Source organism: Micromonospora chersina (genome assembly GCF_900091475.1).
Taxonomy (GTDB): Bacteria; Actinomycetota; Actinomycetes; order Mycobacteriales; family Micromonosporaceae; genus Micromonospora; species Micromonospora chersina.
In genome coordinates, this window is the sequence record NZ_FMIB01000002.1 from 4,690,901 (window position 1) to 4,708,782 (window position 17,882).

The following is a 17,882-nucleotide window of genomic DNA, read 5'->3' on the forward strand; positions in this document are numbered from 1 at the left end:
TCAGCCGGCCAGCCGGACCAGGTCGTCGCGGTAGTCCGTCACCGGGCCCAGGTCGGGCACCACCCGGACCAGGGTGCCCCGCCGGTCCACCAGCAGGGCGGCGGCCGTGCCCGGGTGGGCGGAGAGATGCAGGTAGGAGCGGAGGCCGCCGGCCGGGTCGGCGAGCGGGCGGACCCCCGGGGCGGTGGCGGACCCGGCGCTGCGGCTCTCGGTGACGGTCACCACTGTCACCCCGGGCGGCGCCGTCGCCGCGGCGGTGCCGACCTCCTCCGCGCAGACGCACGCGTCCACCAGGATGATCATGGCGGGCAGCAGGCTGCGCAGCGGCACCGGCGCGTCGTCCGGGCCGACCAGGTCGAGCGCGGGCAGCGGCCCGATGGGCGCCGTCGGGTACGGGAGCACGGTGGGAGCGCCGCCGGAGCGGCTCGACCGGGGCCAGGTGACGGCGGCCAGCCCGGTGAGGGTGATCAGCAGGGCGACCAGCAGGACCAGCACCGGCAGCCCGGGCGCCGCCCGGCCGGCCGGGCCGGGGCGTTGCCGCGAGGTGGCCTGCCGGCGGGCCACCCGCAGCTCGCGGCGGACCTGGCGGGCCTCCTCGGCCAGCGCCGAGGCGTCGTCGGGGACGACCACCCGGCCCCACTCCGGAGGCAGGTCGGGCAGCCCGTCCGGTGGCCCGTGGCCTTCAGCGTCAGGCATGCCCATCGGACCCCCAGAAGCCGTCGCGGTGAGCGGACGTACGTCCGTTTCCAGCGTCCCGCACCGGCCGTCGTACCGCCACACCTGGGCGCACGCGGAATTCCGGAGCTACCATGGAAGGAGCGCATCGCCCTAGATATGAACGCTTCCGTCACCCTTACCGGGTTGTCATCCGTTGGTCACGGAGCGTGTCGAAACCATCGGCTTGACCGCCTGTCAAGCTGAAGAAATACCTCTCACAGGGCCCCTGAGCTGCGCCAACGGTCAGGACAGCGGTGAGACATCGGTGCCTGAGCGTGTTACCCTAGACACAGCGAAAGGGGTTTCGAACCTATGGTTTTCAGTGTCGGCGAGACCGTTGTTTACCCCCACCACGGGGCCGCACTCATCGAGGCAATCGAGACTCGGGTCATCAAGGGCGAGCCTAAGCAGTACCTCGTCCTGAGGGTCGCGCAGGGTGACCTGACGGTCCGGGTGCCTGCCGAGAACGCCGAGATCGTGGGTGTGCGAGAGGTGGTCGGCGAAGAGGGCCTGGGCAAGGTCTTCGACGTGCTCCGTGCACCGCACACCGAGGAGCCGACCAACTGGTCGCGGCGTTACAAGGCGAATCTGGAGAAGCTGGCCTCCGGCAACCCGCTGAAGGTCGCCGAGGTCGTCCGCGACCTGTGGCGCCGGGAGCGGGAGCGGGGTCTCTCCGCGGGTGAGAAGCGCATGCTGGCCAAGGCCCGCGACATTCTCGTCGGCGAGGTCGCGCTGGCCGAGAAGAGCACCAAGGACGAGGCGGAGACGCTGCTCGACAAGGTGCTGACCGAGGCCTGATCCACACCTCATCGTCGTACCCACGCCGTAGCAAACGAATCCGAGGACCGCGACGTGACCGCGCAGCTCAATCCGCGCGGTGACGTCGCGGTCCTCGTTCCTGCGGCCGGTGCCGGGGTACGCCTCGGCCCGGGCGCGCCCAAGGCGCTCCGGCTGCTGGGCGGCGAGCCGCTGCTGGTGCACGCGGTGCGCCGCATCGCCGCCGCGCCCTCGGTGCACACCGTCGTGGTGGCCGCCCCGGCCGCCGACGTCGAGGCGGTCCGGGCGATGCTCGCGCCGGTGGCCCCGGTCACCGTGGTCCCCGGCGGCGCCGAGCGACAGGCGTCGGTGGCCGCCGCGCTGGCCGCCGTCCCCGCCGGACCGGACATCGTCCTCGTGCACGACGCGGCGCGGGCGCTCACCCCGCCCGAGCTGGTCGAGTCGGTGGCCGCGGCGGTCCGCGCCGGCCACGACGCGGTGATCCCGGTGCTGCCGGTGGTCGACACGGTCAAGGAGGTCGACGCCGGCGAACGGGTCCTCGGCACTGTCGACCGGGCCGCCCTGCGCGCGGTGCAGACCCCGCAGGGCTTCCGCCGGTCGGTGCTCACCGCCGCCCACGAGGCGGCCGGGGACGCGCTCACCGACGACGCCGGCCTGGTCGAGAAGCTGGGCGTCCCGGTCGACTGCGTACCCGGGTCGGAGCTGGCCCTGAAGATCACTCGCCCGTTCGACCTGGCCCTGGCCGAGCACCTGCTGGCCAGCGGCGCCTGACGCGTACCCTCGGTTCATGATCGTTCCTCGGGTGGCCATCGGCACCGACGTGCACGCCTTCGCGGCCGGGCGGCCCTGCTGGGTCGCGGGCCTGCACTGGCCGGACCAGGACGGCCTGGCCGGCCACTCGGACGCCGACGTGGCGGCCCACGCCGCCTGCAACGCCCTGCTCTCCGCGGCCGGCCTCGGCGACCTGGGCGCGAACTTCGGCGTGGACCAGCCGGAGTGGGCGGGCGCTTCCGGGGTGGCCCTGCTGACCGAGAGCGCCCGGCGGGTCCGGGCGGCCGGCTTCGAGATCGGCAACGTGTCGGTCCAGGTGATCGGAAACCGGCCCAAGATCGGTCCGCGCCGGGACGAGGCGCAGCGGGTGCTGTCGGCGGCGGTCGGCGCGCCGGTCACCGTCTCCGCCGCCACCACCGACGGCCTGGGCTTCCCGGGGCGCGGCGAGGGGCTCACCGGGATCGCCGTGGCCCTGGTCTACGAGGCGCCGGCGGCGTGACGCGGCGACCGGGTGGCGCCCGGTCGCCGCGCCGGATCAGTCGACGTCCGTGCAGACGTTGTGCGTCGTGCCGTGGAGCATCGTGATGGTCTTCTCGAAGGTGGGGGTGAACTCCACGGTGAACTGGCCGTCGACGATCCACAGCCCCTTCGGCAGCGAACCCGCGTTCTCCCGGAAGCCGAGCAGCACCGGTCCGGTCACGTACCAGGTCATCGACCCGTCCGTGCCGTAGACGACAAGCGCGCTGCCGCTGGCGTCCGCCGTGGACGTGGCCCCGGTCTCCAGGTTCGTCACCCGGTCGATGAGGGCACCGGTGAACAGCTCCCGCTCCGGCGAGCCGTCCGGGTACGTGGCCAGGGTCAGCTTCCGGACCTCGTCAACGATCGGTTCGACACGTACCGCGAAGTCGCAGCGGGCCCCGGCCGGCAGCTCGAACGCCGCCTGCGGGGCCGGCTCCCAGGCGCCGGGGGCGGTGTCGCCGCCCGCGGCGGACGCCGTGCCGGGCAGGGTCGCGACGATCGCGGCCACGACCGACGCCACCACGATGCTCATCGTGAAACGCATTGTCACTCCATCCGTGCTTCTGGTCAGGGCCGGACCAGGGTCACCGGGCCCGCTCACCACCGGCTCACCGCGCGCCGAGCCGCAGCCGGGGCGGATCCGCCCGGGCGCCGGACGGACCACCGGGCACCCACCATCCGCTCACCGCCCGATGACAACCGGCGGGCCGGGCCAGCCGGTCCTGTTCGGTATGGACTTCCGACTGCTCGGACCCTTCGAGGCCCGCCACCGGGGCCGGCCGGTCGAGGTCGGCAGCCGACGCCAGGAGCGCTGCCTGCTCGGTGTGCTGCTGCTCGACACGGGACGGGTGGTCCCCACCGAGCGCCTCATCGACCTGCTCTGGAACGGCCGGCCGCCGGCCTCGGCCCGGGGTGCCGTCCAGACGTACATCGGCCGGTTGCGGGGGTCGTTGACGCCGTACGGGGTGCGCATCAGCACCCGGGGCGAGGGCTATCTCGTCGAGGCGGACGGGCACCGCGTCGACGTCGACGAGTTCGGCGATCTGGTCCGGGCGGCCGGCGTGGCCGCCGACCCGGGCGAGCGGGTGCGGTTGCTCGACCGCGGATTGGCCCTCTGGCGAGGGCCGCTGCTCGCCGACGCGGCCGACGGCGAACTGCGGGACCGGCTGCACGGCACCGTCGAGGAGCTGCGGCTGGTCGCCGTCGAGCTGCGCGCCGAGGCGCAGCTCGCGCTGGGCCAGCACGCCCGGGCGATCGCCGAGCTGATGCCACTGGCCGCCCGGCACCCGACCCGGGAACAGCTCGTCGCCGTCCTGATGACCGCGCTGTACCGGGGCGCGCGGCAGGCCGACGCGCTGCGGCTGTACCGGACCACCCGGCAGGTCCTCGTGGACGAGCTGGGCGTCGAGCCGGGGCCGCGCCTGCGGGAGGTGCACCGCCGGATCCTGCGCGGCGACGACCGGCTGGACCGGCCCGGGCGGCCGGTGTACGAGGTGCGGGTCCGCGACGAGAGCCTGCCCTGGAGCGTGGGCGGCCATCCGGCGCTGGACTTCTGCAACACCTTCGCCGGGTGGGGGCACGAACCGCCGCTGCCCGGCGCCGAATGGCTGCGCGGCTACCGCACCCTGGCCGTGTGGGCCGGGCACGTCGGTCTCCTCGACGACGTCTCGGTGAGCCGGCTGCTGCACCTGGCCCGCCGGGACCCCGACCAGGCCGAGGCGGTGCTCGTCGAGGCCCGGGGCCTGCGGCAGGCGCTGTACGGGTGCCTCACCGGGCCCGACGACCGGCGCGCGTTCGACGCGGTCGCCCGGCACGCGGAGGCCGCCGCGAAGGAACTGGCGTTCCGGCCCGAGAGCGACGGCCGCGGGCGCTGGTGGCCGGAGCTGGCGGCCGGGCTCCGGATGCCCCTGCACGCGGTCGCCTGGAGCGCCGCCCAGCTGCTCGCCGACCCGCGCCGGCTCACCCTCCGGACCTGCCCGGACGAGCGGTGCGGCTGGCTCTTCCTGGACGAGAGCGGGCTGCGGCGCTGGTGCAGCCTGGGCACCTGCGGGCGCTCGCCGGACCGGCCCCGCTGCCACAGCGCCTGACCGGTGTCCGCCCGCTCGGTGACGGGCGGGCGGCCCGGCCGGGGGCTACGCTCGCCGGGATGTCGAACGACGCCGCCCCCGACCAGTCCGCCGCCGACGGCTACCTCCAGCGCGCGCAACTCCTCGCCGAACTGGGCCGGTACGACGAGGCAGCGGAGGAACTCGACGCCGCGCTCGCCGGCCACCCGGGTAACGCCGAGGCGTTGACCATGCTGGCCCGGGTGCACCTGGCCGCGGACCGGTCGGCGGAGGCGCTGCCGGTGGCCGAGGCCGCCGTGGCCGCCGCCCCGGGTGCCCTGTCACCGCTCGTGGCGCGCGGCTTCGCCCTTGTCGACCTGGGCCGGTGGAAGGCCGCGGCGAGCACCGGGGACCAGATCCTGGCGCTCGGCCCGGACGACGCGTACGCCCAGCGGAGCGCCGCCGCGATCCTGGCCGGGGCGCGCAACGGCCAGGCGGCGCTCAACGCCGCCTGGCGGGGTGTGGAGCTGGCCCCGGAGACCGCGCAGGCGCACCTGGTGCTCGGCCTGGTCGCCGCCCGGCTGGAGCTGTACGACCTGGCCGAGCGGGCCTACCGGGAGGCGCTGCGGCTGGACCCGGAGGTGGCCGCGGCGCGGCACGACACGGGCGTGATCCGGCTGGAGCAGCGCCGCTACGCGGAGGCGCTGGAGCACCTGGCCGAGGCGGCCACCATGGACCCGGAACGCCGCGACGCCGGCCCGACCACCGTCGACCCGCTGCACCGCCTGGTGCTCCACGGCGCCGGCTGGTCGCTTGTCGCCACCGTGCTGGTCGCCTTCCTCGCCCCGGTCGCGCCGGGCCCGTCCCGCGTCCTCGCGGTGCTGGCCGCGCTCGGCGGGGCCCTGCTGGTCTGGCGGCACGCGGCCCGGCTGCCCGGCCTGCGGGACACCGTCCTGCCCGGGCTGCTCCGCGCCGACCGCGGCCTGGCTCTGAGCGTGTACGCGGTGGCCGCCGCCCCGGCGCTGCTGGTGCTCTACGCGCTGGTCGGCGGCCCGTGGCCGCTTGTCGCCGGGATCACCGTGGCGGTGGTGGCCGGGTTCGCCGTGCTCGCCCGCGCCGGCCGGCACCCGGTGCGCTAGGCCCGGCGCGCCCAGGTCCAGGCGTACGCGTCGTCCTCGCAGGCGGTCCCCGCGTCGCAGAGGTCCAGCGGGCGGAAGGTGTCCACCATGACGGCCAGCTCGTCGAAGAACTCCGCCCCGATCGACCGCTCCGCGGCGCCCGGCTGGGGGCCGTGGGTGAAGCCGGAGGGGTGCAGCGAGATCGAGCCCTGCTCGATGCCGGAGCCGCGCCGGGCCTCGTAGTTGCCGCCGGTGTAGAAGAGCATCTCGTCGGAGTCGACGTTGTGGTGGTTGTACGGCACCGGGATGGCGTCCGGGTGGTAGTCGACCTTGCGCGGCACGAACGAGCAGATCACGAAGTTCGGGCCCTGGAAGGTCTGGTGCACGGGCGGCGGCTGGTGGATCCGGCCGGTGATCGGCTCGAAGTCGTGGATGGAGAACGCCCACGGGTACATGTGCCCGTCCCAGCCGACCACGTCGAACGGGTGGTTGGCGTAGACGTACCTCGTCCACCCGCGCCGGTGCCGGACCAGCACCTCGACGTCGGTCTCGTCGACGAGCAGCGGGCTGTCCGGCCCGCGGACGTCCCGCTCACAGTAGGGGGAGTGCTCCAGGAACTGCCCGCGCACCGAGAGGTAGCGCTTGGGCGGGCCGATGTGGCCGGCGGCCTCGACAGCGAGCAGCCGGGTCGGCTCGTCGCCGGTGGGCACGAGGCGGTGGATGGTCGAGGTGGGGATGACGACGTAGTCGCCGGCCACCGCCTCCAGCACGCCGAACGGCGACTCCACGCGCAGCGAGCCGGACTCCAGGTAGAGGCAGTGGTCGCCGGTGGCGTCGCGGAACAGCGGCGACGGCTTGTCCGCCAGGACGTACGCGATCCGCACGTCGTCGTTGGCGAGCAGGTACTGCCGGCCGAGCACCGGGTCGGCGCCGGCCCCGTCGAGCTTGTGGGTGCGCAGGTGCCGCGGCTTGAGCGGCAGGTTGGGCACCCGGGTGAAGGCGGGCGGGGTGAACTCCTCGGCGGCCACGATCGCGGTGGGCGCGTGCCGGTGGTAGAGCAGCGACGAGTCGGAGGAGAAGCCCTCCTGACCGACCAGCTCCTCGGCGTACAGGCTGCCGTCGGGCTGGCGGAACTGGGTGTGGCGCTTGCGGGGCACCTCGCCGACGCTGCGGTAGTACGGCATCTCGCCTCCCGATATGTCCCGTTCTCCGGCCGGTGACGTCCGATAATCGGACGCGGTTGTCCGTTCCTTGTAGCGTCCCGTAGATTCTTGTCTCGTGTCAACGCAGGTGCCCCGCCTTCTCGCCGGCCTGGTCGACGACGCGGCGGTCTTCCCGCCCGGCAGCGCCGCGCTGCCGGACGCCGTGACCGCGCATCACCGGCACCGGGCCGGCTGGTACGCCGACCTGGTCGGCCCGCTGCTGCTGCCCGCCTCGACCCTGCCGGACCTGCCCGAGCTGCTCGCCCCGGAGGCGACCCTGGCGGTCGGTGTGATCGGTGACGTGCCGGTCGGCCGGCTGGAGGCGGCCCTCGCCGAGGCGGATCCCCGGCTCACCGTCCGCCAGGTCGAGGCGCCGGTCGCCAAGCGCGGCGAGGACCCGCAGCCGGGCCTGGCCGACCTGGTCAAGCTCGCCGAGCGACTCGGCGGCACCGTCTACGCAGAGGTCCCGCTGACCTTCGGGCTGATGGGCGCGCTGGACGCCCTCGCCGAGGCGCGGGCCGGCGGGCTGCCGGTGGCCGCCAAGTTCCGCACCGGCGGGCTGGCCGCCGAGCTGTTCCCGACCCCTGTCGAACTGGCCGCGGTGATCTGCGCCTGCCGGGACCGGGACCTGCCGTTCAAGCTGACCGCCGGGCTCCACCACGCGATCCGGCACCGGGATCCGGAGACCGGCTTCACCCACCACGGCTTCGTCAACGTGCTGGCCGCCACCCTGGCCGCCACCGGGGGCGCCGAGGTGGACGGTGTGGCCGAGCTGCTGGCCGCCACCGACCCGCTCCGGGTGGTCGAGCTGGCCCGGTCGCACCGGGAGGCCGAGCGCCCGCTGTGGGTCGGCTACGGCTCGTGCAGCATCTCCGAACCACTTACCGATCTGATCCGGCTGGGGCTGGTGAACGGGGGCTTCGAGGAATGAGCTGGGTGACGGGTGCGGCGGGGTCGCCGTACGGGGTGAGCAACCTGCCGTACGGGGTGTTCCGGCAGGGCGACCGCGCGCCGCGGATCGGCGTACGCATCGGCGACTTCGTGCTGGACCTGGCCGGCGCGGAGGCCGCCGGGCTGGTGCTGGCCGCCGGGGCGCTGGGCCGGCCGACCCTCAACGACTTCATGGCGCTCGGCCGTCCGCAGTGGACCGCCGTCCGGCAGCGGGTGACCGAGCTGCTCACCGACCCGGCGCACCGCCCGGCCGTGGAGCCGCTGCTGGTGCCGCTGCGCGAGGTGGAGCTGCTGCTGCCGTTCGAGGTGGCCGACTACGTCGACTTCTACTCGTCGGAGCACCACGCGTCGAACGTCGGGCAGATCTTCCGGCCCGGGCAGCCGCCGCTGCTGCCGAACTGGAAGCACGTGCCGATCGGCTACCACGGCCGGGCCGGCACGGTGGTCGTCTCCGGCACCCCGGTCGTCCGCCCCAGCGGGCAGCGGGCCACCGCGCAGGGCCCGACCACCGGTGCCTCCGTGCGGCTGGACATCGAGGCCGAGGTCGGTTTCGTGGTCGGGGTGCCGAGCCGGCTCGGCGACCGGGTCGCCGTCGCGGACTTCGCCGACCACGTCTTCGGCGTGGTGCTGGTCAACGACTGGTCCGCCCGGGACATCCAGGCGTGGGAGTACCAGCCGCTCGGGCCGTTCCTGGGCAAGTCCTTCGCGACCTCGGTCTCGGCCTGGGTCACCCCGCTGGACGCGCTGGCCGACGCCTTCGTGCCCGCCCCCGACCAGGACCCGCCGGTGCAGGAGTATCTGCACGACACCCCGCACCTCGGGCTGGACCTGACCCTGTCGGTCGAGTGGAACGGCGAGCGCGTCGCCGAGCCGCCCTTCGCCACCATGTACTGGACGCCGGCCCAGCAGCTCGCCCACCTCACGGTGAACGGCGCGTCGCTGCGGACCGGCGACCTCTACGCCTCCGGCACCGTCTCCGGTCCGGAGCGCGGCCAGGTCGGCTCGTTCCTGGAGCTGACCTGGGGCGGGACCGAGCCGGTCAAGTTCGCCGACGGCGCCGCCCGCACCTTCCTGGAGGACGGGGACACGGTGACGATCACCGCCACCGCGCCCGGCCCGGACGGCACCACCATCGCCCTCGGCGAGGTCACCGGGAGCATCCTCCCGGCCCGCTGAACCGACCCCTGTTCACTCTCCGTCCCCGGTCGCACCCGCTGTGCGACCGGGGACGTGTCCTTCGGCGTTGATCGTCGCGGATTGCGTACGCCCCGGCGGTGCGGGCCGGGGCGCACCCGAGAGGAACAGGAAGGACGAGAGATGACCGAGCTGACCGGCGCCGTCTGGCGCACCAGCAGTCGCTCCAACGATCAGGGCCTCTGCGTCGAGGTGGCCACCAACGTGGTGGCCGCGCACGGCGTGGTGGGCGTACGCGACTCGAAGGACCCGCAGGGCCCGGCGCTCGCGGTCAGCCCACCGGGCTGGACGGCGTTCGTCGCCGCGATCCGGGGTGACGCCTTCCGCCGCTGACCGCTCGCCGCACACCCGGTGCCCCGCTCGGGGCACCGGTGGTGGAAATGTCACCGCAAGGCTCCCGTTACCCGGTCACGGCCCGTACCGTGGACGACACGGGAGGTGCCATGTCGACGGTGACGGTTTCCGCATTCATCGAAGCGCAGGACGTCGACGTCTGGCGGCTCCTCACCGATCTCCCGGCGCGTGCCGACTGGCTGTCCGCGGTCGGCGACGTCGAGGTTCTCAACCCCGGCGACCTCGGGCCCGGCACCGCCTGGCGGGAGACCCGGGTCCGGCCGGACGGCGTCGCCGAGGCGGAGGAGTTCCTGGTGGTCGAGGCCGCCGCCCCGGCACGGCTGGTGCTCAGCTCGCGGGGTGCGGGCGCTGACTACCGGATCACCTGGACGCTGCGCGCCGTCGAGCGCCGGCGGCGCGGCTGCACCGAGGTCACCGTCGAGCACGAGGCGGTGCCGACCCGCCCGTACGGCCGGGTGCTGGCCCTGATCCTCGGCGGCCTGGCCGCCCGGGCCGTGGAGGGCGCCCTCCGCCGCGACCTGGCCGACCTGGCGCTGGCCGTCGGGCCCGCCCGGTCCGCCGAGGCCGCCTGAGCCGACCCGCTGACCCGACCCGAGCGGGGTCGGCCGGTGCGGGGCCCGGGAGCCGCCGCTGGGTAGGGTGCCGGGCGGAGGTACGGCATGGGGAAGCCCTCGGGGCGGCGGATCGTGGTGGCGGTCGTGGCGGTGCTGGCCGTCGCGGCGGCGGCCGCCGTGGTCCTGCGGGTCCTCGCGCCCGCCGAGGTGGAGACGGTCGCCCGGGGCGCGTACCCGGCCGCGCCCACCCCGCCGGTCGGCGTGATCGGCCGGCTGCCGGTGGCGCCGCTGGTCGTGGACGGCCGGCTCCGCGTCTACGCGGGCGCCCGCCAGGTGTACGCCGACCAGCCGGTCTCCGGGAAGCACCGGGTCACCCCGTTCTGGTCGTACCGCCGCTGGCCGGCGAAGTTGGTCGGTGTGCTCGCCGAGGGCACCACGGTGGTGAGCCGCTGGTCCGACGGGAAGCTGGTGGCGCTGGACGCGCGTACCGGGCGGGTCGCCTGGCGGGCCGACGGCCCCGCGCCGGGCGCGGTGCCGAAGCCGCGCCGCACCTACGCCGCCACGGTCTGGGACCCGGCGGGGCTGCACGTCACCCGGGCCGCCGACGGCCGTGCCGTGCTGATCGCCGCGGGCCCCGGCGCGGTCGGCGGGTACGCCCTCACGGACGGCCGCCGGCTGTGGCGGGCCGAGGTGGGGCGGGGCTGCCGCGCCGACGTGGGCACCACGGCCGACGGCGAGGTGGTCGGCGTGGACTCGTGCGCCGGGCCGGCCGCTGTCGAGTTCCGGGACGCCGCGACCGGCGCGGTGCGGACCCGCTGGCGGCCTCCGGACGCCCCGGGCCGGCTCGTGGTGACCCCGGTGGGCTGCCGGGACGGGCGCTCGTCCTGTCGGGGGCTGCGTACCTCGGGGCGCGGCGACGAGGCCGGCCGGGGCTGGCTGGTGGTCGGCGCGGCCGAGCCGGTGGCCGCCCCCGCCCTCGACGGCCCGGACGCCGAGCTGGACGGCGAGCGCGCGGTGGGCACCGCGGGCGGCGTGGTCACCGGGCGCTCCGCCCGCACGGGCGAGGAGCTGTGGCGCCGGGCCGACCTCGGGCCGGTCCGGATCCTGGCGGTCGAGCCGGGCCGGGTGCACCTGCTGACCGAGGGGCGGGACCTGGTCACCCTCGACCCGGTGACGGGCGCGGAGCGGTCCCGGTTCGCCATGGACATCGGCCGGGACGGGACCGGCTGGCAGCCGGGCCGGGCGCACGCGGCTGGCGGCTACGTGGCGGTGGAGCGGCTCCGCGAGCGCGCCGGTCCGGACGACGACGACCAGGGCTACTTCCTGATGGCCGAGCCGGTGCTGCTGGCCGCGACCTGACCCGCATGAAACGGACAAATGGTACGATTCTCCACGGTTGCCCGCACGCCAGGTCGACGGGACGACCCGAGGCGTCCGGGGCCGGTCCGTAGGGGGTTGACGGACCGGCCCCGGACCTGCCGTCAGGCCAGCGCGGCCTCCGCGGCGGCCAGGAAGGCGTCGTTCTCGGCCGGCGTGCCGATGGTGACGCGCACCCCGTCACCGGGGAACGGCCGGACGATCACGCCGCGCGCCTCGCACGCCTTGCCGAACTCCACGGCCCGGTCGCCCAGCGGCAGCCAGACGAAGTTGGCCTGGCTGTCCGGCACGTCCGGGACGAACTTGCGCAGCGCCTCGGTGACCCGGTCCCGCTCGGCGACGACCAGCGCGCACCGCCGCTCCACCTCGTCGGCCTGGGCCAGCGCGGCCAGCGCGCCCGCCTGCGCGGCCATGCTGGTGGAGAAGGGGGTGACCACCTTGCGCACGGCGGCGGCCACGGTGGGCGCGGCGACCAGCCAGCCGATCCGCAGGCCGGCCAGGCCCCACGCCTTGGACAGGGTGCGCAGCACCGCGACGTTCGGCCGGTCCAGGTAGGTGAGGCCGTCCGGCACCTCCGGGTCGGTGACGAACTCCCGGTACGCCTCGTCGATCACCACGAGCACGTCGTCCGGCACCGCGTCGAGGAAGCGGTCCAGCTCGGCCCTGCGGACCGCCGTGCCGGTCGGGTTGTTCGGGTTGCAGACCAGGACCATCCGGGTCCGGTCGGTCACGGCCGCCGCCATCGAGGCCAGGTCGTGGCCGTGGCCGGCGTCGTTCGGCACCCGCACGCTTGTCGCGCCGCTGGTCGCCGCGATGATCGGGTACGCCTCGAAGGACCGCCACGAGTACAGCAGCTCGTCGCCGGGGAGGCAGGTCGCCCGGACCAGGTGCTCGGCCAGCGCCACCGAGCCGCAGCCGGTGGCGATCCGGTCGGCGTCCACGCCGTACCGCTCGGCGAGGGCCTGGCGCAGCGCCACCACACCCATGTCCGGGTAGCGGTGCGAACCCGCCACCGCCTCGGCGACCGCCTCCACCACGCCGGGCAGCGGGCCGTACGGGACCTCGTTGCTGGCCAGCTTGATCGCCTCGGGCAGGCCCAGCTCGCGGGCCAGGTCGGCCGGGCTGCGCCCGGGCACGTAGTTGGGCAGCGCGTCCAGGTCGGCGCGGGTGAGCCGCAGCGGAGGCTGGTGACGTCCGGTGTCGGTCATGGGGTGTCTCCCGGGGGGTTGGCGCGGTCGCGCGGGGCGGTACGGGTGTCGGGCCGGGTGCGGGGGAGCTGGACCACCACGGTCTGCGCCCGCTTGTCGTGCAGGGCCTGGCGCAGCGGCTGGTCGAAGAGCGGGGAGACCGCGTCGACGAACTGGAGCAGCAGGCCGAGGCCGCAGCAGTACCAGAGCAGGGTGGGCAGGCCGAGGGTGCTCCAGCGCCGGGTGGCCCGGCCGAACCCGAGCGGCTGGTCCGCCTCGACCGGCACGGCCCGGACGCCCACGAGCCGCTTGCCGAAGGTCTGTCCGCGCGCCGCCATCGAGGGCACCTCGTAGGCGAACCACAGCGCGGTGGCGATCAGCAGGATGGCGATCTGGAGCCCGGCGGCCTGCTCGCCCGGCTGGGGCAGCCCCTCGGTGGAGGTGTCCCCGGCCAGGGACCGGCGCACCGACTCGCGCAGGTACGGCGAGATCTCCTCGACGTAGCGCCAGACGAACCAGCCGTTGACGACGACGTTGAGCAGGAACACCACGCCGAGGTCGATGAGACGGGCGACCAGCCGGGCGCCGTACGAGGCGAGCGGCAGCCCGTGCGGTCGCGGCGCCGGCGGACGTCCCGGCCAGCCCGGGTACGGCCAGCCCGGCGGCGGCCCCTGCTGGCCGGGTGGGCCCGCCCAGGGTCCCGGCTGCCCCGGCTGACCCGGCCACGGCTGGCCCGGGCCACCGGCCGGCGGCCCCGACCACGGCCCGGGGGCCGGACCGCCGGGTTGCGCGCCGGTCACCGGGGCCGGCTGGCCCGGGTGCGACGCGGCGGCGGGGGCCGCTGCGGCGGCGGGGGCCGGCTCGGGCGGCGGCGGTCCGTCGGGCGGGGTGGCGTCGACCGGGATCGGCGCGCCGATCCACCCCTCGCCGTCCCAGTACCGGCGGGTCTCGGGATCGGCGGGGTCGACGTACCAGCCGGGCTGCACACTCACGGTGCAACCTTAACGACGACCGTTCCGGCGAACTTGTCGTGCAGGCACTGCTGCCAGGGCTTGTCCCAGAGCTGCCAGAAACCGTCGAGGTAGTTGGCGAACGGAACCAGCGCGCCGGCGACGAACTCCACGAGGTACCGCTTGCCGAGCATGCCCCGGGTGAGCGCGGCGTTCGGGTCGAGCGGGACGATGCGCAGCTTCATCACCTTCTTGCCGAGCGTCTGCCCGCTCCGGCGGGCGTACTCGACGTGGTAGAGCCAGTAGAAGACGAGCATGAGCGCGAGGACGCCGAACTCGGCGAGGAGCACGGGCAGGAAGAAGTCGGTCATGGCCGTGCCGAAGTCGGGCCCGGCCACCGTGCCGTCCGGCCCGGGCGGCGGCAGGTCGTCGACCATCCTGACGACCATCCAGACGAAGACCGGCGCGAAGAGCACCATGGCGACCCCGGTCGCCACCAGGCCGTCGATCAGCCACGCCACCAGCCGATCGCCGAAGCCCGCCAGCGGCTGCCCGCCGGGGGCCAGGGGAGGCGGCACGAAGGCGGCGTGCGGGGCGTACCCCGGGGGTGGCGGGGGGTAGCTCGGCAGCCCGGCGTACGTGGGCGGGGTGTGCTGCGCCGGCGGCAGGTACGGCCCGGACGGCGGCGCGAAGCCGCCGCCCGCGGGCGGGGGCCCGGCGGGCGGCGGAGACGCTGGTTGAGGCTCGGTCACGCGGACAGTGTTACAGGTTCCCGCGCTTCTCCTGCTCCCGCTCGATGGCCTCGAACAGGGCCTTGAAGTTGCCCTTGCCGAAGCCCAGCGAGCCGTGCCGCTCGATCAGCTCGAAGAAGACGGTCGGGCGGTCCTGCACCGGCTTGGTGAAGATCTGGAGCAGGTAGCCGTCCTCGTCCCGGTCGACCAGGATCTTGCGGGACTGCAGCTCCTCGATCGGCACCCGCACCTGGCCGATCCGGGCGCGCAGCTCCGGGTCCTCGTAGTAGGAGTCCGGGGTGTCCAGGAACTCGACACCGGCGGCCCGCATGGCGTCGACGCTGGCCAGGATGTCGTTGGTGGCCACGGCGATGTGCTGGGCGCCCGGGCCCTGGTAGAACTCCAGGTACTCGTCGATCTGCGACTTCTTGCGGGCGACGGCCGGCTCGTTGAGCGGGAACTTCACCTTGCGGGTGCCGTTCGCCACCACCTTGCTCATGAGCGCCGAGTAGTCGGTGGCGATGTCGTCGCCGATGAACTCGGCCATGTTGCTGAAGCCCATGACCCGCTTGTAGAACTCGACCCACTCGTCCATCCGGCCCAGCTCCACGTTGCCGACCACGTGGTCGACGGCCTGGAAGAAGCGCTTCGGCTGGATGCCGGCGTCGATCATCGGCTGCCGGTCCACGATCGGGCCGCGGGCCACGAAGCCGGGCAGGAACGGGCCGGTGTAGCGGGACCGGTCGACAAGCGTGTGCCGGGTGTCGCCGTAGGCGGCGATGGCCGCCATCCGGACGGTGCCGTGCTCGTCGCTGACGTCGTGCGGCTCGATCAGGCCGGTGGCGCCCTGGGCGGTGGCGTGCGCGTACGCCGCGTCCACGTCCGGCACCTCCAGCGCGATGTCGGAGACACCGTCGCTGTGCTTCGCCACGTGCTCGGCGCCCTCGGCGTCGGGGCGGACCGCGCCGGTGAGCACGAACCGCGCGGAGCCGCTGGTCAGCACGTACTGGGCGTGGTCCCGGTAGCCCTGCTCCGGCCCCCGGTACGCCACGCAGGTCATGCCGAACGCGGTGGAGTAGTAGTGGGCGGCCTGCTTGGCGTTGCCCACCAGGAAGTGCACGTGGTCGAGGCCCTTGACCGGGAACGGGTCGCGGGTGATGTCGTGGTCGACGGCGCCGACGAGGGCGTCGACGTCGACCTCCTCGGTCGACTGGGGTCGGTCGATCGCCTGGGTCATGGTGGCCTCCCTTGCGCACCGGCCGGCCTCGTGGGCCGCCGTTGATCTGCTGTTGTGGCGAGGATCGCTGCGCGGCGGCCGGTTGGGCAACAGTCGCCGAAACTCCTGGTCAGGTTGTGCATTCGGTAATGTGAAACCCCATGAACACTGGTCAGGATGTACAGCTCGATGTGCTGGACGCCCGCTTGATCGATCTGCTCGCCGAGGAGCCCCGGATCGGGGTGCTGGAGTGCTCGCGGCGGCTCGGCGTGGCCCGCGGCACCGTCCAGGCCCGGCTCGACAAGCTGGTCGAGCGGGGGGTGATCGCCGGGTTCGGGCCGGACATCTCGCCGGCCGCCATCGGGTTCGGGGTGACCAGCTTCGTGACCCTGGAGATCAGCCAGCGGCACGGCCACGACCCGGTGACCGCGCACCTGGCCGCCATTCCGGAGGTGCTGGAGGCGCACACCATCACCGGCTCCAGCGACCTGCTGTGCCGCATCGTGGCCCGCTCGAACACCGACCTCCAGCGCGTCATCGACCAGATCGTCGCCTCGGAGGGCATCCGCCGCGCCTCCACGATCATCGCCCTCGCCGAGCAGATCCCGTACCGCACCCTGCCTCTGGTGCGCTCGGCCGCCCGCGGCGGCTGACCGAGAAAGCGGCGCGACACGGCCGTTCGGGGGGCCGGCGCAGCGGTGGTCGTCGCTACCGTGTGCGGTGTGAAGGGCCTTGGCGTACGCGGCTGGTTGCTGCTGGGGCTCATCACCGTGGTCGTGCTCGCCGCCACCGGTGTGTGGAACCCGTTCCCCGCCATCTGGGACTGGGTCGACCGGAGCAAGCCGATCTCCGAGCCGGACGTCGTCTGGCAGCAGCGGGTCGGCGGCACCCCGAAGAGCGTCACCATCGCCGGCGACACGGTGATCGTCGAGCAGCGCACCCGGGTCGAGGCGCGCAGCCTGGCCAACGGCGCGCAGCTCTGGGAGCGCAAGGCCGACTGGGCCGCGGTGGCCGGCAGCGACCGGGACCCGGTCGTGGCCGTGGGGAAGCTCCTGGACAAGGGGTACGAGGTGCTCGACCCCACCACCGGGGTGGTGCGCCGCCGCGACGAGCGGGCGATCGCCGTCTGGACGTACCGCAACCTCCTGCTCGACGCCTACTGCGTGCAGCCCACCGACTGCACCCTGCGCGCCTGGGAGCCGCGCGGCACCGCGCCGCGCTGGAGCGCGTTCCTGCCCGGCGTGCACAGCGGGGTGCTCGCCGACAACCCGGAGCTGCTGGGCACCCGGCGCCTGGGCGCGCCGCGGATCGACGAGGGGGTGGCCGGGCCGGAGTCGGTCCCGCCGCTGCTCGGCTTCCCGGTCGACGGCCGGGTGCACGTGGTGGACACCGCCACCGGCCGGGTGCTCCAGAACGTCGAGCCGGGCCGCGAGGAGCGGCTCGCGGTGGTCGGTGGGCGCCTGCTCCGGATCTCCGCCACCTCCCGGGACGGCACCTGCTACTTCGTCCTCACCGCTGTCGACCCGGCGACCGGGCAGCAGGTGTGGCGCCGCAACGGGGTCAACCTGCGGACCGCCGACTACGCCGGCTGCGTGCAGCGGGAGGACCCGCAGGGCGCCCGCAACGTGCTGCTCGGGGTCGCCCCGGACGGGCGCGAGGCGGTCCTCGACGGGTACGACGGCCGGCTGCTCCTCGTCGGCGCGGAGGGCGAGAAGGTGCTCGCCGTCGACGACCGCTACGCGGTGGTGCGCAGCGCCGACAAGCGCTCGCTGTTCGGCCGGGAGCTGACGGCCGACGGCACCCGGTGGACCCGGCCGGCCGGCGGCAGGAGCGGCGCCGCGCTGACCCCGTACGCGGCGCTGATCGCCGAGGAGAAGCCGTCCCGGCTCATCGCGCTCGAACCGCGCAGCGGTCAGGAACTGGTCCTGCTGCGCACGTCGGCGAACGCCCTGGCGGTCGGTCCGCACGGCATGATCATCGGCGAGGGCCGGGAGATCGGGTACGTCCGCTGGGGCGCCGGCGCCGCCGAGCTGCCCCCGCCCGACGAGGGCGCGGTGCCCGCGCCGGACCCGGGCGACACCTGGCGCCCCCCGACCGACCAGGGCAGCTGCGGCCCGAAGAACGAACTCTGCGCCGACGGCAAGTGACGCCGGGTGAGAGCGGCGTCCCAGGACGCACCCGGCGGGTGCCACCGATCGACGGCTCTGCCCTAGGCTTTT

Annotated in this window: 19 protein-coding genes; 12 read left to right on the top strand and 7 right to left on the bottom strand. The window is 74.7% G+C overall.

Going from position 1 to position 17,882, the window contains the following annotated elements; genetic code table 11:
• Positions 1 to 702 carry a hypothetical protein gene (locus tag GA0070603_RS21785; protein WP_091317188.1) on the bottom strand — a complete coding sequence of 234 codons (702 nt, stop codon included), beginning with the start codon at positions 700 to 702 and terminating at the stop codon, positions 1 to 3.
• A gap of 327 nt (positions 703 to 1,029) precedes the next feature.
• On the opposite strand from GA0070603_RS21785, the gene GA0070603_RS21790 reads away from it, so the two are divergent.
• Genes GA0070603_RS21790 through ispF form a run of 3 tightly spaced genes read left to right on the top strand, consistent with a single transcriptional unit; the run spans position 1,030 to position 2,764 of the window.
• Positions 1,030 to 1,515, top strand: coding sequence for a CarD family transcriptional regulator (locus GA0070603_RS21790; RefSeq protein WP_007073334.1), 486 nt, complete (start codon positions 1,030 to 1,032; stop codon positions 1,513 to 1,515).
• A 54-nt stretch (positions 1,516 to 1,569) separates the two neighbouring features.
• Entirely contained in the window at positions 1,570 to 2,265 is a 696-nt protein-coding gene (gene ispD, locus GA0070603_RS21795) for a 2-C-methyl-D-erythritol 4-phosphate cytidylyltransferase (RefSeq protein WP_091317192.1), read from the top strand.
• Between the two features lie 16 nt (positions 2,266 to 2,281).
• Positions 2,282 to 2,764, top strand: coding sequence for a 2-C-methyl-D-erythritol 2,4-cyclodiphosphate synthase (gene ispF / locus GA0070603_RS21800; protein WP_091317196.1), 483 nt, complete (start codon positions 2,282 to 2,284; stop codon positions 2,762 to 2,764).
• A gap of 36 nt (positions 2,765 to 2,800) precedes the next feature.
• On the opposite strand, the gene GA0070603_RS21805 is transcribed toward ispF, so the two are convergent.
• Positions 2,801 to 3,328, bottom strand: coding sequence for a hypothetical protein (locus GA0070603_RS21805; RefSeq protein ID WP_091317199.1), 528 nt, complete (start codon positions 3,326 to 3,328; stop codon positions 2,801 to 2,803).
• A gap of 148 nt (positions 3,329 to 3,476) precedes the next feature.
• On the opposite strand from GA0070603_RS21805, the gene GA0070603_RS21810 reads away from it, so the two are divergent.
• The gene (locus GA0070603_RS21810) at positions 3,477 to 4,871 is read left to right on the top strand and encodes a BTAD domain-containing putative transcriptional regulator (RefSeq protein ID WP_244282581.1); all 1,395 of its coding nucleotides are present in this window, start codon (positions 3,477 to 3,479) and stop codon (positions 4,869 to 4,871) included.
• A 59-nt stretch (positions 4,872 to 4,930) separates the two neighbouring features.
• Positions 4,931 to 5,968, top strand: a complete 1,038-nt coding sequence (locus GA0070603_RS21815; RefSeq protein ID WP_091322182.1) for a tetratricopeptide repeat protein — start codon at positions 4,931 to 4,933, stop codon at positions 5,966 to 5,968.
• Here the strand turns inward: GA0070603_RS21815 and GA0070603_RS21820 are convergent.
• Positions 5,965 to 7,131, bottom strand: coding sequence for a homogentisate 1,2-dioxygenase (locus tag GA0070603_RS21820; protein WP_091317202.1), 1,167 nt, complete (start codon positions 7,129 to 7,131; stop codon positions 5,965 to 5,967). The genes GA0070603_RS21815 and GA0070603_RS21820 overlap by 4 nt on opposite strands.
• 94 nt (positions 7,132 to 7,225) lie before the next feature.
• Between GA0070603_RS21820 and GA0070603_RS21825 the strand changes: the two genes are divergently transcribed.
• From GA0070603_RS21825 to GA0070603_RS21845, 5 genes are all read left to right on the top strand, one after another.
• The gene (locus tag GA0070603_RS21825; RefSeq protein ID WP_091317205.1) at positions 7,226 to 8,080 is read left to right on the top strand and encodes a hypothetical protein; all 855 of its coding nucleotides are present in this window, start codon (positions 7,226 to 7,228) and stop codon (positions 8,078 to 8,080) included.
• Positions 8,077 to 9,276 carry a fumarylacetoacetase gene (gene fahA, locus GA0070603_RS21830; RefSeq protein WP_091317208.1) on the top strand — a complete coding sequence of 400 codons (1,200 nt, stop codon included), beginning with the start codon at positions 8,077 to 8,079 and terminating at the stop codon, positions 9,274 to 9,276. Before GA0070603_RS21825 ends, fahA begins: the two co-directional genes overlap by 4 nt.
• A 141-nt stretch (positions 9,277 to 9,417) precedes the next feature.
• The gene (locus GA0070603_RS21835) at positions 9,418 to 9,627 is read left to right on the top strand and encodes a DUF397 domain-containing protein (protein WP_091317211.1); all 210 of its coding nucleotides are present in this window, start codon (positions 9,418 to 9,420) and stop codon (positions 9,625 to 9,627) included.
• A 110-nt stretch (positions 9,628 to 9,737) separates the two neighbouring features.
• Positions 9,738 to 10,220 carry an SRPBCC family protein gene (locus GA0070603_RS21840; RefSeq protein WP_091317213.1) on the top strand — a complete coding sequence of 161 codons (483 nt, stop codon included), beginning with the start codon at positions 9,738 to 9,740 and terminating at the stop codon, positions 10,218 to 10,220.
• A gap of 87 nt (positions 10,221 to 10,307) precedes the next feature.
• The gene (locus GA0070603_RS21845; protein ID WP_091317216.1) at positions 10,308 to 11,561 is read left to right on the top strand and encodes an outer membrane protein assembly factor BamB family protein; all 1,254 of its coding nucleotides are present in this window, start codon (positions 10,308 to 10,310) and stop codon (positions 11,559 to 11,561) included.
• Between the two features lie 122 nt (positions 11,562 to 11,683).
• On the opposite strand, the gene hisC is transcribed toward GA0070603_RS21845, so the two are convergent.
• Genes hisC through hppD form a run of 4 tightly spaced genes read right to left on the bottom strand, consistent with a single transcriptional unit; the run spans position 11,684 to position 15,684 of the window.
• Positions 11,684 to 12,787 carry a histidinol-phosphate transaminase gene (hisC, locus tag GA0070603_RS21850; RefSeq protein WP_091317219.1) on the bottom strand — a complete coding sequence of 368 codons (1,104 nt, stop codon included), beginning with the start codon at positions 12,785 to 12,787 and terminating at the stop codon, positions 11,684 to 11,686.
• Positions 12,784 to 13,758: an RDD family protein gene (locus GA0070603_RS21855; protein ID WP_091317221.1), complete on the bottom strand. Its 975-nt coding sequence runs from the start codon at positions 13,756 to 13,758 to the stop codon at positions 12,784 to 12,786. Before GA0070603_RS21855 ends, hisC begins: the two co-directional genes overlap by 4 nt.
• Positions 13,755 to 14,468: an RDD family protein gene (locus GA0070603_RS21860; protein ID WP_091317224.1), complete on the bottom strand. Its 714-nt coding sequence runs from the start codon at positions 14,466 to 14,468 to the stop codon at positions 13,755 to 13,757. Before GA0070603_RS21860 ends, GA0070603_RS21855 begins: the two co-directional genes overlap by 4 nt.
• Positions 14,469 to 14,478: 10 nt before the next feature.
• On the bottom strand, positions 14,479 to 15,684 hold the full coding sequence (hppD, locus tag GA0070603_RS21865; protein WP_091317227.1) for a 4-hydroxyphenylpyruvate dioxygenase: 1,206 nt from the start codon (positions 15,682 to 15,684) through the stop codon (positions 14,479 to 14,481).
• A 140-nt stretch (positions 15,685 to 15,824) separates the two neighbouring features.
• Between hppD and GA0070603_RS21870 the strand changes: the two genes are divergently transcribed.
• Entirely contained in the window at positions 15,825 to 16,316 is a 492-nt protein-coding gene (locus GA0070603_RS21870; RefSeq protein WP_091317230.1) for an Lrp/AsnC family transcriptional regulator, read from the top strand.
• Positions 16,317 to 16,376: 60 nt separating this feature from the next.
• Positions 16,377 to 17,810 carry an outer membrane protein assembly factor BamB family protein gene (locus GA0070603_RS21875; protein WP_091317233.1) on the top strand — a complete coding sequence of 478 codons (1,434 nt, stop codon included), beginning with the start codon at positions 16,377 to 16,379 and terminating at the stop codon, positions 17,808 to 17,810.
• Positions 17,811 to 17,882 lie beyond the last annotated feature (72 nt).